The sequence below is a fragment of the Streptomyces xanthophaeus genome, assembly GCF_030440515.1.
GTDB lineage: Bacteria > Actinomycetota > Actinomycetes > Streptomycetales > Streptomycetaceae > Streptomyces > Streptomyces kutzneri.
On the sequence record NZ_CP076543.1, the window covers coordinates 908,893 to 923,174 of the forward strand.

Annotated in this window: 11 protein-coding genes; 5 read left to right on the forward strand and 6 right to left on the reverse strand. The window is 70.3% G+C overall.

The genetic code is table 11. The annotated features are described in order from the left end of the window. Nucleotides 1–104: 104 nt before the first annotated feature. The 4 genes from KO717_RS04050 to KO717_RS04065 form a co-directional block, all read right to left on the reverse strand. Nucleotides 105–1,022: a TauD/TfdA dioxygenase family protein gene (locus KO717_RS04050; protein WP_301364486.1), complete on the reverse strand. Its 918-nt coding sequence runs from the start codon at nt 1,020–1,022 to the stop codon at nt 105–107. 108 nt (nt 1,023–1,130) lie between these two features. Next, a complete protein-coding gene (locus KO717_RS04055) occupies nt 1,131–2,105 on the reverse strand; it encodes a quinone oxidoreductase family protein (protein ID WP_301364487.1) in 975 nt (324 codons plus the stop codon). 69 nt (nt 2,106–2,174) lie between these two features. Beyond that, on the reverse strand, nt 2,175–3,233 hold the full coding sequence (locus tag KO717_RS04060; protein WP_301364488.1) for a 3-keto-5-aminohexanoate cleavage protein: 1,059 nt from the start codon (nt 3,231–3,233) through the stop codon (nt 2,175–2,177). Nucleotides 3,234–3,581: 348 nt separating this feature from the next. Next, on the reverse strand, nt 3,582–4,607 hold the full coding sequence (locus KO717_RS04065) for an AraC family transcriptional regulator (protein WP_301364489.1): 1,026 nt from the start codon (nt 4,605–4,607) through the stop codon (nt 3,582–3,584). A 333-nt stretch (nt 4,608–4,940) separates the two neighbouring features. On the opposite strand from KO717_RS04065, the gene KO717_RS04070 reads away from it, so the two are divergent. From KO717_RS04070 to KO717_RS04080, 3 genes are all read left to right on the forward strand, one after another. Next, nucleotides 4,941–5,924: a TauD/TfdA family dioxygenase gene (locus tag KO717_RS04070; protein WP_301364490.1), complete on the forward strand. Its 984-nt coding sequence runs from the start codon at nt 4,941–4,943 to the stop codon at nt 5,922–5,924. Between the two features lie 24 nt (nt 5,925–5,948). Further along, complete coding sequence (locus KO717_RS04075; protein WP_301364491.1) at nt 5,949–7,442, forward strand: long-chain-fatty-acid--CoA ligase; 1,494 nt, start codon at nt 5,949–5,951, stop codon at nt 7,440–7,442. A 399-nt stretch (nt 7,443–7,841) separates the two neighbouring features. After that, nucleotides 7,842–8,063: a hypothetical protein gene (locus KO717_RS04080; protein WP_301364492.1), complete on the forward strand. Its 222-nt coding sequence runs from the start codon at nt 7,842–7,844 to the stop codon at nt 8,061–8,063. Between the two features lie 36 nt (nt 8,064–8,099). Here the strand turns inward: KO717_RS04080 and KO717_RS04085 are convergent, their stop codons facing one another. Next, complete coding sequence (locus tag KO717_RS04085; RefSeq protein ID WP_301364493.1) at nt 8,100–8,840, reverse strand: response regulator transcription factor; 741 nt, start codon at nt 8,838–8,840, stop codon at nt 8,100–8,102. Continuing rightward, complete coding sequence (locus tag KO717_RS04090; protein ID WP_301364494.1) at nt 8,837–9,970, reverse strand: sensor histidine kinase; 1,134 nt, start codon at nt 9,968–9,970, stop codon at nt 8,837–8,839. Before KO717_RS04090 ends, KO717_RS04085 begins: the two co-directional genes overlap by 4 nt. A gap of 404 nt (nt 9,971–10,374) precedes the next feature. On the opposite strand from KO717_RS04090, the gene KO717_RS04095 reads away from it, so the two are divergent. After that, nucleotides 10,375–10,662, forward strand: coding sequence for a DUF4190 domain-containing protein (locus KO717_RS04095; protein ID WP_301364495.1), 288 nt, complete (start codon nt 10,375–10,377; stop codon nt 10,660–10,662). A 1,027-nt stretch (nt 10,663–11,689) separates the two neighbouring features. After that, the gene (locus tag KO717_RS04100; protein WP_301374363.1) at nt 11,690–14,281 is read left to right on the forward strand and encodes a S8 family serine peptidase; all 2,592 of its coding nucleotides are present in this window, start codon (nt 11,690–11,692) and stop codon (nt 14,279–14,281) included. The last annotated feature ends 1 nt before the right edge of the window (nt 14,282 follow it).

The window sequence follows — 14,282 nt, forward strand, 5'->3', positions numbered from 1 at the left end:
CGGGTTCCGCAGTGGTGAGAAACCTCATTGTCATCACCTCGACTGCTCGATGGGGAGGGAACCTTGGAAAGGGAGAGGAGAGGGGAGGGGAGGGGAAGGGCGGGTCAGAAGGGCCTGTCGCCGACGATCCCGGCGCGCTCCATCCTGCGGACGGCAGGCCAGTAGTCCTGGACGGCGTAGTGCTGTGTGGAGCGGTTGTCCCAGATGGCCACGCTGTTCTTCCGCCAGCGCCAGCGGACCTGGTATTCGGGAACCGCGGCCTGGCTGATCAGGTAGTTCAGCAGGAGGCCGGCGCCCGGAGCGTAGTCCTGCCCGAAGCGCACGTTCTCGGGCGTGTGGTAGTTGACGAAGTGCGTGGTGAAGGCGTTCACGAAAAGGATCTGTTCGCCGGTCTGCGGGTGAGTGCGCACCACCGGGTGCTCCGCGTCCGGGAACCGGGCCTTGAGCGCGTGACGCTGTTCCTCGGACATGACCGCGCCGAAGGTCGCCTCGATGCTGTGCCGAGCCCGCAGGTCCTGGATCTGCGCCTTGATGTGCTCCGGGAGGCGACGGTAGGCCTCGGCCATGTTGACCCAGATCGTGTCGCCGCCCACGGGGGGAGACTCGACGCAGCGGAGTACGGCTCCCATGGCCGGGTTCTCGCGCCAGGTGCCATCGGTGTGCAGCGCGTTCTCGTAGTGCTCGGGCGCGCTGTCCAGGTCCTTGTAGATGCGGACCAGGCCGGGGTGGTCCGGGTCGCTGCCGGCCACCGGGTGGTCCTCCAGCGCGCCGAAGCGCTTGGCGAAGGCGACGTGGTCGGCGCGCGTGATGTCCTGGTCTCGCAGGAACAGGACCTTGTACTGCAGCAGCAGACTCTTGATCTCGGCGAAGAGGTCACCGTCACGAGCGGCGTCGGCGAGGCTCACGCCGGCGACCTCGGCGCCGATGGTGCAGGTCAGCGGCTCGACATCGAGGGAGCTGCGGAGCACGCCGGGGTGCGGCGGGGCCGGAGGGAGTTCCTTCGACCGGAGGGTGTCGGGCATGGTGCTCACTCCTGGGGTGAGGTGTGGCGGGCTGTACTCGGTGATCGCCCTCAGAATGTGTACTCGGAGGGCTCGGAGGGCTCGGAGGGCTCAGATGCCTCGGAGGGCTCAGATGGTGAAGACGGAGGAGCCCGTGGTTCGTCCGGCCTCGAGATCGCGATGTGCCTGTGCCGCGTTCTCGAGGGAGTAGCGCTGGTTGATCTCGATCTTGATGCGACCGGAAGAGACGTGGCCGAACAGCTCGCCGGCCAGGGCGTCCCGCTCCGCGGGGTCGGCGATGTAGTCGGCCAGCGCCGGCCGGGTCACGAACAGCGAGCCTTTCATGGCGAGTTGCATGGCGTCGATCGGTGGTACCGGACCGGAGGCCGTACCGAAGCACACCAGCAGGCCACGGCGCTTCAGCGACGCCAGCGAGCCGGCGAAGGTGTCCTTGCCGACGCTGTCGAGAACGACCGGCACCCCGGCGCCGTCGGTCAGCCGGCGCACCCGCTCGGCCACGTCCTCGCGCCGGTAGTTGATGACGTGCTCGCAGCCGTGTGCCCGGGCCAGCTCTGCCTTCTCCTCGCTGGAGACCGTTCCGATCACCGTGATGCCGAGCAGCTTGGCCCACTGCGAAACGATCAGGCCGACGCCGCCCGCCGCCGCGTGCAGCAGCACACTGTCGCCGGCCTTCAGCGGATGGATCCTGCGGAGCAGGTACGCCGAGGTGAGACCGCGCATGGTCATCGCGGCCGCGGTCTCGCAGCCGATCCCGTCCGGCAGCTTGATCAGGTGCGAGGCGGGCATGACCCGCTCCGTGCTGTACGCCCCGAGCGGGCTGCCGGTGTAGGTGACGCGTTCGCCTTCGGCGACGTGGGTGACGCCCTCGCCGACGGCCTCGACCACACCGGAGGCCTCGACGCCGATTCCGTCGGGCAGCCGGACCGGATAGAGGCCGGAACGGAAGTACGTGTCGGCGAAGTTGAGGCCGACGGCAACGTGCCGGATGCGCACCTCGCCCGGACCCGGGTCGCCGACGGCGACCTTCTCCCACCTCAGGACGTCGGGGCCACCGGTTTCATGGAAGCGGACGGCATGTGCCACAGGGGTGCTCCGATTGCTCGTGTACGGGGGGCTTGCGTGTGGGCTTCTGTACGGGCTCGGGTGGCCGGATCAGTTCGCGGAGTCGCGCAGCATGAATCCGCGCTGCCCCGGCCGGCGGTTCGGGACCATGCCGAGACGGGCGAGGGTCTCGTCGGCGTCGGCGTAGTACTCGCCGATCTTGTAGATCTTCTTGGCTTCCGCACCGGTCGCGATGTCGCGCCCGAGGGCGTTCGCGATCTGGACCATCTGCTCGACCTGCTCGACGGAGGACATCCGCTCGCCCCTGCGTCGCCACAGGTTGTCCTCGTTGCCCACCCGGACGTGCACGCCGAGGGCGATGGCGATCGCGTTCATCGGTGCCACGGCGCGCATGGAGCTCTCGATGGTGAGGACGGCGCCGTCCGGGACGCGGCGGACGAACTCGATGAGGTCGGCGGGGTGCCGTCCGGCGAAACCGCCGCCGATCGCGACGTAGTTGAGGATCAGGGGGCCCGTGTAGATGCCTGCACGGATGAGCCGCTCCACGGTCTCGAGCTGAGCGAGGGTGGCGAGCTGGAAGTGCGGCTGGATGCCGTTCCCCTGCAAGCGCTTGAGGTGCTCCAGGTAGAAGTCGGGGCCGGCCTCGACGACCATGTCACGGTAGGCCCGGTAGTAGTCCGGCTTCGCGATCGAGGTGCCTTCGAGGTCGTCGTCGGTCATGATCTCGACGATGTTCATCTGGCTGGTGTTGATCGCGATGGTCACCTGGTCCGGCGCGGGGGTGAGGTCGGCCAGCAGGTGGCGGGTGTCGTAGGCGAGCCACTTGGCGTCCCCGCCCTCGCCCTCGGGGGCGAAGGAGATCGACCCGCCGATCTGGAGGACCATGTCCGGCACGGCCTCGCGCAGCCGGCCCAGCAGCTCGTTGAACATGGACATCCGCTTGGAGCCCTTGCCGTCGAGCTCGCGCACGTGGATGTGGAGCACCGTGGCACCGGCGTTGTAGCAGTCGACGGCCGCCTGCACGTGCTCGTCCATGGTCAGGGGCAGGTCGTCGGCGTCGCCGGGCAGCCACTCCGGCCCGTACGGGGCGGCTTGGATGACCAGCTTCTCCTGGTTCTCGGGGAAGAGCGAGTCGTCGTGGAAGTGCATGGTCCTTCTCCTTCGTGTACGGAGGATCACCCGTCGTGACCGGCGGGACCTGCGCTGTCGGAGCCTCTCGACGGCAGGGCCTGGGGCGGGTCAGGGAGAACGTCGGGTGCACCTGCCCAACTGCGATCGGCTGGTCCGGAGGCGAGCGCGCCGTAGGGGATCGGCCCGGCTCACCTCCGGCAGCCGCCGCCTTGAGCGGTGCAGCCACGGTAGAGCCGGGTGAGCACGGCTGCTTGGCCTGCGGAGACAGATGACTTGCCATTTGGGGACAGCCCGGCCGGATGCCGGGACGCCGTCCGGGGCGCCGTCCGGGGCGCCGTCCGGGGCGCCGCGTCGCTGCCGTGGGTGTCAGCCCTGGCCGGGCTCCTGCTGGCGGACCTGCTCCTTGCGCCATTCCCTCGGGCTGCAGCCGAACTGCTCCCGGAACCAGCGGGAGAACGCGCTCAGTGACGAGAAGCCCAGGACGTCGGAGATCTCCGTCAGCGAGCGGCGGGGATTGGCCACGAACTGCTCCGCGAGCCGCATCCGTGTGATGTTGAGCAGCGAGGAGAACGTTTCTCCCGAGTGAGCCAGGTGGCGGTGGACCGTGCGCCGGTCGACCCCGAGGCTGCGAGCGACCTGCTCGATCGAGCATCGGCCGGTGGACAGCAGGGCTTCGATGAGCTCGCGCACCCGGTCCACCAGCGAGGTGTCTCTGGGAACGGCGATCGCGTCGAAGTACTGCCGGGCGTAGTTCCGCAGTTGCGGGTCAGCCATGGCGTTGGGCGCGTCGAGGTCGTCGGCGTAGAAGACGATGCCGTTGAACTCGCGGTCGAATTCCACCCCGGGGCCGAACAGGCTGCGGTGCCTGCCGGCGTCCGCCGGAGCACCGTGGGCGAACCACACCGAGACCGGTTGCCACCGTGGGTCGAGGAAACCTCGCAGAATGCGGGTGAAGGCACCCACGGCGAGTTCCGTGGCCTGCCGGGCCGGCGGGGCCGTCTCGCCGAGCCGCAGGTCCACCTTGATGGTGGCCAGGCCGTTCCGTTCGGACAGGCGAGCGTGCAGGAGCTCGTTGTACATGTGCTCGTGGCGCAGCAGCAGTCCCAGCGCGCTGCGCACGTCGGGCTCCTCCCGGACGACCAGGCTGATGGGGCCGAGATTGGAGAAGCGCCGCAGTTCGGCCATGCGCAGGCCGAAGTCGTCGTGGCGCGAGGCGGCCGCGGAGAGTTCCAGGAGGCGGACCACCGCCGGGCCGGAGATCCAGCGGTCCTGGACGGCGAGGTCGGCGGTGTCCAGCCCCTCGCGCTTCATCAGGGCGTGGGGGTCGATGCCGACAGAACGGCTCAGCTCGACATAGCCGCTCAGCGCTGCGGTACGGACAAGAGGCCTCATGGGGACGCTCCCGATGCTTGGTCCCCAGAAGTTAAGTTTCCTGTCTCGTCACGTCAAGCACGGGGACGCCACGCGCCCTAACATCCCCTCAACGCGGGCCCCGGTGATCGGCGATCGCCGATCGCCGATCGCCGATCGGGCACGCACTCCTGCGGGCCGGTCCGGCACACCGGACCGGCCCGTCACGAAACGGAGACGGACATATCTAATATCATCGACATAAGGGACAGACTGCGCGGTCCTTTCTTCGGTCCGGCCGTCTGGCACGGCCCGGATCTGGCGGACCGCGACGAGTGGGGCCTGCGGCTCTCGTCCCAGCAGATCGCCGAGCTGATGACGGCGCTGCGCACAGCCCGCACACGCAGTACCGCGCTGCTGAGGACGGCTGCCGCAGAGTTCCTGCTTCCCGCGCTCGCCGGTGAGCTGGAGGGTGCCGCAGAGGACTTGGCATCCGGACGGGGATGGGTCCTGATCAAGGGCATCCCGGTCGGTGAGCTCAGCGAGGCGGACGCCGGCGCCGCCCTCCGGGCCATCGGCCAGTACCTGGGGTGGCCCGTCCCTCAGAGCACGGACGGCCGCATCCTCCGTCGCGTCAGGGACACCGCAGGTACGGCGGCCGGCTCCACGGTGTCCGGCCACCGGACACGGGCGAGGGTGCCGTTCCACACCGACGAGTCGGATCTGCTCGGCCTGCTCTGCCGCCGGCCGGCACGCACGGACGCGGTCACGTCCCTCGTCAGCTCCGCCGCCGTCCACAACGCTCTCGCGGACCTCCGACCGGACCTCGTGGAGCGCCTGTACCGGACCCACTTCTTCGACCGGCGTGACCAGCATGCGCCCGGCGAGTGCCCGTACCTGGCCGTCCCGCTCGCGACCAGGTGCGGCGCGGCATTGAGCATGCGCTACGACCGGGGCAGGCTGGAGGCTGCGCGGAGCCTGCCCGGGGTACCCCGGGCGGAACCGGCGGACACGGAGCTGTACGACCTGGTCGACAGCCTGGCCGGCTCCCCCCGCCTCCGGCTCGACCTCCACCTGGAAGCAGGTGACCTGCTGCTGGTCGACAACCACGCGGTCATGCACGCCCGGTCGGAGTTCGAGGACTTCGACGAACCCGAACGGGGGCGCCACCTGCTGCCGTTGCGGCTCGCCCGGCACCGGGACGCCGATCCGCCGGGTACTGCCACCGTCCACGGTCCACGCGCCAAGGGGATGCGCCGCGCGATCGCCTCCCGCAACATCATCCGGCCCCGGATCCTGCACGCCACCCGCCCCGACCACGAAAGCCGCGACCGCCGGCCGCACCGCGGCGACGGCTGAACCGAACAGAAGGAGACCGCCGACATGACCAACCTTGCCGCGATCCTGGTGAACTCCGCCATCGCCTGCCGCGATCGGGTCGCCGTGCGCCACGACGACACCACCCTCACCTACGCCGAACTGGACGACTTGAGTGCCAGGTTCGCCGCAGTGCTGCAGGAGCGCGGCCTGCGGCCGGGCGACCGCGTCGCCATGGCTCTGCCCAACGTGCCGCTGTTCCCCGTCGTCTACTACGGCATCCTCCGGGCCGGGGGCGTGGTCGTACCGATGAATCCTCTGCTCAAGGCCCGTGAGGTGGCCTACGTCCTGCGCGACTGCGGCACCCAGGTCGCGGTGGCGTTCCCGCTGTTCGCAGAGGAGGTCGCGAAAGCCGCTGCCGAGGTGGGGGTCGAGTGCCTGGTGACGGAGGCCTCCGCGTTTCACGACCTGCTCATGGCCGCCGAGCCGCTGTCCGGCACGGTCGAGCGGCAAGAGGACGATCCCGCGCTGATCCTCTACACCTCGGGCACCACCGGCACGCCCAAGGGAGCCGAGCTGACGCACCGCAACCTGGTCTCCAACACGGCCACCACCGCCGAGACACTGCTGCACGTAGGCCCCCACGACGTCCTGTTCGGCGGCCTGCCGCTGTTCCACGCGTTCGGTCAGACCTGTGCGCTCAACACGGCCGTGGCCGCGGGGGCGACGCTGACCCTGCTGCCGCGATTCGATCCGCAGCAGGCTCTGGAGGTCATGCACCGAGACGGCGTGACCATCTTCCTGGGCGTCCCGACGATGTACTCGGCGCTGCTGCACGCCGAGCTCCCCGAGGGGTACGACGCCTCTTCGATGCGGCTGGCCGTCTCGGGAGGCGCCGCGATCCCCGTCGAAGTGCTGCACGAATTCGAACGGCGCTTCGGCGCCCCCGTACTGGAGGGCTACGGCCTCTCGGAGACGTCGCCAGTCGCTTCCTTCAACCACCCGGACCGCTCGCGCAAGGCCGGCTCCATCGGAGTGCCGATCCGCGGAGTCGAGATGAAGCTCGTCACCGAAGACGGCTCCACGGTCGGACCTGGCGAGATCGGGGAGATCGCGATCCGCGGCGAGAACGTGATGAAGGGCTACTTCAACCGCCCGACGGCGACCGCGGAGGCAGTACGCGACGGGTGGTTCCACAGTGGCGATCTGGCCCGCGTCGACGAGGAGGGCTTCTACTTCATCGTCGACCGCAAGAAGGACCTGATCATCCGCGGCGGATACAACGTGTACCCACGGGAGATCGAGGAAGTCCTGTACGGGCATCCCGCCGTCGCCGAGGTCGCGGTCGTCGGCGTGCCGCATGCGGTGCACGGCGAGGAAGTCGCGGCTGTGATCGCCCTCCGCAGCGGCGCCGATGCGACGGCCGAGGAGATCCGCGACTACGTCAAGGAACGGATGGCGGCGTACAAGTACCCCCGCATCGTCACTTTCACGACCGAACTGCCCAAGGGGCCTACGGGGAAGATCCTCAAGCGCGACATCGTCGTCGGCCCCTCCTGAGGATTTCAGGGGTCGAGCCCATCACGGTCGCCCGCCGGTGCGGGAGAGAAGGCCGCTGAGCACATGGCGCAGGGCAACGGGCAAAGGGCAGCTGGGCGAGACCACCCGCACCAGAACCGTCGCCCTTGCACGGCGGTAGGGGACGCGGGGCGCGGGGTCTCCCACCAGGCTGGAACTTCGTCGGTGTGTCCGGCGGTGGAGACGCCCCGAACGAGCCCACTTCCCGGACCAGGCAGGCCCCAGCAGTCGCAGCCTGGGCGGAACCCTGAAGGGCCACATGTCGGTCGCCCCTTGCGCGAGTGAGATGGCGAGGGCGGGGCAGGCGGACGAGAAGGACAGCAGGCAGCTCCTCGCTGTTGTCCCCATGCTCTTCAGAGCCCGCGTGCAAGGAGATCTGTCATGAACAATGCCCCGCCGGAGCCTGAACTTCCGGCTCGTGTGCCGGAGAAGCGCGACGCCGTCACTCCTGACCTTCCGCCCGCGGACCCGTCCGCCCCCGGCCTCCCGGACACCGAGGCCGGACGGCTCCTGCGCCACAGTCACGAGGAGGCCACGCGCGAGGAGGGCGAGCTGCCCGCTGCCGGCCCGGGCAACGCCGAGCCCCAGGAACCGACCGACTGATACGCGCCCGAGGGATACACGCCTGGTGACGTTGCGTCAGCCCGTGACCCCGGGCACGACCAGGCCGGTTTCGTACGCGATCACCACCGCGTGGGTCCGGTTCTGCGCGCCGAGTTTGGTCAGCACGTTCCCGACGTGCGTCTTCACCGTCTCCAGACTCACCCTGCACGACTCCGCGATGTCCGGGTTGGACCGGCCGGTGGCCATCAGACGCAACACCTCCTCCTCCCGGCCCGTCAGCGCCGCCTGCGGCAGCGCCTCGGCGGATCCCCGCGGGAGGGCAGTGACCATCTGGCGCAGAGCCGCCGGGAAGAGGATCGCCTCGCCCGCCGCGACCACCCGCACCGCCTCCGCGATCCTGGGGACGGGGAGCCGCTTGAGCACGAAGCCGCTGGCCCCGGCGCTGAGTGCGGCGGTGACGTAGTCGTCGTTCTCGAAGGTGGTGATCACCACGACTTTCGGCGGGTCCCCCGGCCCGGCAAGGAGCTGCCGGGTGGCCTCGATGCCGTTGCGGCGCGGCATCCGTACGTCCATCAAGACCACGTCCGGCCGCAACTGCCGTGCCCGCTCGACTGCTTCGATGCCGTCGACGGCCTCCCCGACGACGGCGATCCCGGGCTGCATGGCGAGCAGCGTGCGGAGACCGCTGCGGGTCACCTCGTCGTCGTCCGCGATCAGCAGGGTGGTGCAGCTGGAGTCACCGGCGGCGTCAGTCGTGACGGCTGCGCCCGTGTCGGGGCCGGTCGCGACCGCTGCGCCCGCGTGTGAGCCGATCATGCGGGCAAGCGTACCGGCAGCCGGACCGCGAGCCGCCAGTGCTCGGGCCCGTCCGGACCGGCCTCGATCTCACCGTGCAGGAGCCGCACGCGCTCCAAGAGGCCGGGCAGGCCGTGTCCGGACGTCGGGAAGGCACCCGGGCTCGTTTCGCTCCCGGCTCCGGTCCGGTTGACCACGCCGAGCTCCAACGAGTCCGGGGCGGTCGCCACCTTGACCCGGATAGGACCACCCGCGCCGTGTCGCAGCGCGTTCGTCAGCCCTTCCTGCAGGATCCGGTACGCCGCCCGGGAGAGCGTCCCCTGCACCTGCGCGTAGTCACCCGACAGCTCCGGCTCCACCACCGCGCCCGCGTGCCGCAGCCGGTCGAGCAGCTCGGGCAGGTCGGCCAGGGTCCGGGCCGGCGCCCTGCCCGCTTTCTCCTCGCGCAGCATGCCCAGCACATAGTCCAGGTCCTCGAGGGCGGCCCGGGTCGACTCCTCGATGCTGCGCAGGGCGGCCCGCGCCGCCACCGGGTCGGCACAGAGCATCTCGCCCGCCACCGCTGCCTGGATCGTGGCGGCCGTCAGCGTATGGCCGATCGAGTCGTGCAACTCGTGAGCCAGCCGGTTGCGTTCGGCCAGTACCCGCTCCCGCTCGGCCGCCAACCCGAGCCGCTCGGCCGGCGACGGACCCAGCAGCCTGGGCGCCAGCCACCGCAGGGCGTACGTCACCGCCAGACACAGAGCCGCCGCCAGCAGCAGGCAGCCGAGCGCCGCTGCCCAGCTCTGCCAGCCGCTCTCCGCCCGCAGCGACCAGCCGTTCACACTCACCCCGGCCTCGGCGCCGGCCCAACCACCGGGAAGGAGCAGGCCCGCGACGAACAGCAGGATGCTCAACTGTGCCCCCGCCCAGCCCAGCGCCACATGCGACAGCAGCCAGAGCGGCGTCCGCAGGCGGTCGGCGCCCGATGCCGTGGAAGGAGCCGCCCCGTCACCCGGCGATCCCGCCCGCGGACGCTCGCCCACGGGATCCGGCAACGGCACCCCCAGCATCCGCCGTGCGCAAGCGATCAGCACTCGCCGCGTGGTGCGTGCCAGCCCGACCACTCCGATCAGTACGGCCCAGACCAGCACGGTCAGAGCGAACTGCACACCCGAAGAAGCGGATGGCCACGCCACCGCCGGCAGTGCCGCGAAAGGCAGCAAGGGAAGGCTCGCCAACGCGCCGCAATAGGCGAATAGCGCACCCGAATACGTGGAGCCGCGCAGCAGCGGCCGGATCCCTCTGATCATGGCCAGGTAAGTATGACCGGACGGCTCACCGGCGTCCTCCCCCGATCGGGGGAGGCAACCCTCCCGCCTTCCCGCGATGTGCCCGTGGGCCCCCGCAACCAGAATCAGGGGCTCACCAGTTGACGGAACGGAAGGACGGGATGATGAACGCTCAGGGAATCGAGACGCCGCTGAATCACACGGTGTCCGCCCAGCACCACGCCGCACCGAACGGAAGGGCACCTCACCCGACAGCACCGACGAACAGCCTGGCCACAGCCGCCATGACACTGGGCATCATCGGCCTGTGCACGTCGGTCGTCTTCATCGGCGGCCCGCTCGCCGTGATCGGCCTGATCATGGGCATCGCCGCTCTGATGGCGTCCAAGCAAACCCGCAGGGGACGGGGCAAGGCCATCACCGCCGTGGTGACGTCGTCCCTCGCGATCGCGGTGTCCGGGCTGGTCGCCGTCCTCATGGTCTGGTACGCGAACAAGACGCAGGAGTGCTACCAGCCCGACAGCTTCCAGCAGTACACGCAGTGCATCCGCGAGCACCTGAACGGACACTGAACGGCCTTCCCGTTCCCTCACCGGCGAACCGGCCGCCCGCTCTCCCCGGCAAGGACCCGCAAGCTCCCTACTCGTCGCCGGCCGCGCGGCAGCCACCCTCGCGGCGCCGACACCCGCAAAGGCCTTCGCCGCGTCCACGGCATCCGACACCTCCACTGCCCTCCGGTGGAAACGCTGCGACGCGAGAGGCCCCGGCACCTTCCGGTGCGCGACGGCTGACGGCCGGGCGGTCAGGGTCAGCCCGCCTGGGCTGCAGTGCGGTCACCGGGATGGAGGACCTGGAGGGCGAACTCGGCTTCGATCCGGCGGCATTCGACCTGCACCCGGAGGGCCTCCTGATGCCGGCGCGGTCGGCAGCCGTCTTCGCGGACGAGGGTGGCGACGAGAGGGTGGCGGCGGAATCTCGGCCCGGGCCAGGGGCGAGCTCGGGCAGCCAAGACACCACCAGGACCTCTGACCGTCACGCTCCTTACAGGGTGCCGCGCCTGAACAGGGCTTCGGCGGCGTGGAGTTCGCCTGCCCCCAGGCCGAGGCGGTTCGCGAGGGCTGCGGCCTGGGTGGAGACGACCTCGCGCGAGCGGATGCCGTGCGCCGGAAGCCCTGGGAGCGGATGTCGGCTCGTACGGCATCGCCGGGCGGCTGCGGTCCTTGCAGCTCGGCCGACCGTAGAGGAGCAGAGCTACGGCCCTCACGGCCTCACCCCTTGATCGAGCGGCCGTCGAGGTGGACGGCACAGGTGTGGCGGTGGTCGATCCTGGTCTTCGGCGAGCCGTTCAACGCCGGTCCGGGCATGCACGACATCCACCAGAACCAGGGCGCCCCGTACGGCAGTCAGTGGTGGCCGGAGAACGGCGCCCGGCAGGACAGCGGGACCATGACCCCCGCCGGACATCCCGTATGGCCCCGGGCAAACCCGTGCGAGCCGAGTTCCGTCGGAGGAGTGAACTATCCGAGTATCGAAACGATTTTTCATTTATCACCCCTTTGTGGATCTTCTAGGCTTTTAGGCGACACAAAGGGGTGGCCGATGGCGGGCAAACTGGACTCGGCGCTCGTCGCGCAGGTGCACGCGCTGAAGGCGGCTGCCCTGCTGGGCGACGAGACCGCTCCGCCGCTGTCGGGGACGGTCAAGGTGCTGATCCATGTGACCGGTGAGCTGGCCGCCGCCGAGGCGGCCGGTTTCGTCACCGAGATCAGCACCGGGGAGATCGCGCTCGGCACGGCGGCCGTCGCCGATCTGGAGCGGATCGCCGCGCTGGACGACGTGGAGCGGATCGAGAGCAACGGCCGCGGCCGATCGCTCGCACCCGGGTACGCGGACGGCGGCGCCGCAGAGCTGTCGGCATGGCAGGAGGCGGCCGCGGCTGCCGTCCCCGACGTGGACGGCAGCGGGGTCGTCCTCGGCATCATCGACAGCGGCATCGACATCCACCATGCCGCGTTCCGGAAGGACGGGCACACCAGCATCACCGCACTGGTGGACTTCACGCTCTGCCAGACGGTCAAGGCGACCGAGCACCTGACGGCCCCGGGCATGACGCTGCGGTGGATCCCTCCGAAGACTCCCTTCGTGGAGTCTCCGCGCGAGGTCACCATCACGTCGACATTCCCCACGACCAGTGCCGACGTCGAGCAGGCGTGGCGCAGCGCCACCCCCGAGATCGGGCCGGGCGACGTCCGGGTGACGGGGGGCCCGTTCCCCGCGAACCCGCTCACGATCAGGTTCGGCGGCAAGTACAACACCGATGTGACCGACAGCCGGCTGCTGCCCGACATCGTGTGCGCGCCCTCCCCCGACCGGCCCGGATCTGCCCAGTTCACCGTCTCCCGCAGCCCTCTCGTTTTCGACCGGGCGGCGATCGACGAGGCCCTGCGGACCCAGGACCTCGACTTCCCGTTCCGCGATCCCCTTGGACACGGCACCTCCATGGCGTCCATCGCCTCGGGAGTGGTACCGCAGAACACCGGATGCCTCGACCCGAAGCCGCGCACCCTCGGCGGGATGGCACCCGGGGCGGACCTGATCGTCGCCCGGACCACCTTCACCGACGACACCACCATTCGAGCCACCACCTGGCTCTTCGACTACGCGGCCCAGCACAGCCGGCCGGTCGTCGTCAGCATGAGCTTCGGCACCGAGATGGGGCCGCATGACGGCACGACCCTGATCGAACGCTTCCTGGACGGCCAGCTCGCCGGCACGAAGGGGCGGGCGATCGTCGTCGCCGCGGGCAATGAGGGCGGCTTCTTCCCCACGGGGCCGCTGGCAAAACTGCCCCCGCTGCCGAGGGGCATCGGCTCGGCCGGACTGCACGCCCGGACAGCGGTCGCGGCGGGGGGCGACGCCTCGGTCGACCTCATCGTCGGATTCGGTGACCACGCCCAGGACACGTTCGAGATCTGGTACGCGGGAGCGTCCCGGCTCGGCTTCTCGCTGACCGCCCCTCAGCACGTCGGCGGGCACACGACGGCGCCCCTGGTGGGGCCGTCCACGGATCCGGTGCCAGCTCCGAAGCAGCTGAAACTCGACGATCACCTGGTGACCGTCACCTCGGCCTTGAACATCCCGCCGTCCGGCAAGCACCACATCTACGTCACGATCGAACCCCCCGCAGATCCGCGCCGGATCGCCAAGGGCACATGGAAGATCAGGCTCCATGAGACGGCCGGGGCGCCGACGCAAGCCGACTGCTGGGTGTTCGGCGGCGGCGATGATCCTGTGGCCCGGATCGCCTACGAGCAGCAGGACCAGTCCCGGACCCTCGACTCCCCTGCCTGCGCCCACTTCGTCCTGTCCGTGGGGGCGTACAACCCGCAAACCCTGCTGCTGTACGCCTACTCCAGCAGGGGGCCGACGACCGACGGCCGGACCAGGCCCAAACCCGAGGTGTGCGCACCCGGCGTCGGCATCTGGGCCGCGACGAGCGGGCGCGGCCGGGTCAGCACCTACGCGGCGCACAACGGGACGAGCTGCGCCGTGCCGTACGTGGCAGGCGTGGCCGCGCTGATGCTCGCGGTCGACGCGGACCTGACGTACGACGACATCACCCGGCGCATCCAGGAGTCCTGCGATCCTCCCGTGCCCCATTCCCCTCCCGAACAGCTCGACAGCGGCTGGGGATACGGCCGGGTGAATCCGCAGCGGGCCGTGGAGCGGGCCCGGGGCGCGACACCCGCCGACAGCGGCCCGGTCCTCCTGCCGCCCGCCGCTTACCCGGCCCTGTCCCTTCCCACGCGCAGGCTCGCCGCCCAGCTGCGGCGGCGAGCCGAGGCGAGTGCGGCGGGCCGGACGCTGGCCGAGCTCGTCTCGCGCCATGCCGAGGAGGTACGGCGACTGGTCTCCACCGAGCGCCGCGTCACCGTGGCCTGGCACCGGATGCAGGGCCCTTCCCTGCTCAGGTGGGTGCTGGGCGACCCGCACCGCGAGGTCCTGGTTCCGCGGGTCCTCGGCGGCACGCTGCTGACGTCCGGGCTGGGCCGGCTGCTCGACGAACTCTCCCACGCGGGGAGTTCCGGCCTGCGCGCCGACATCGCCGCCCACCGCTCGCTCGCCCTCGCCCTGCCCGGCGTACGCCTGGCCGACCTCGCCCACGACGAGACTCCCGGGGAGGTGGTCTGAC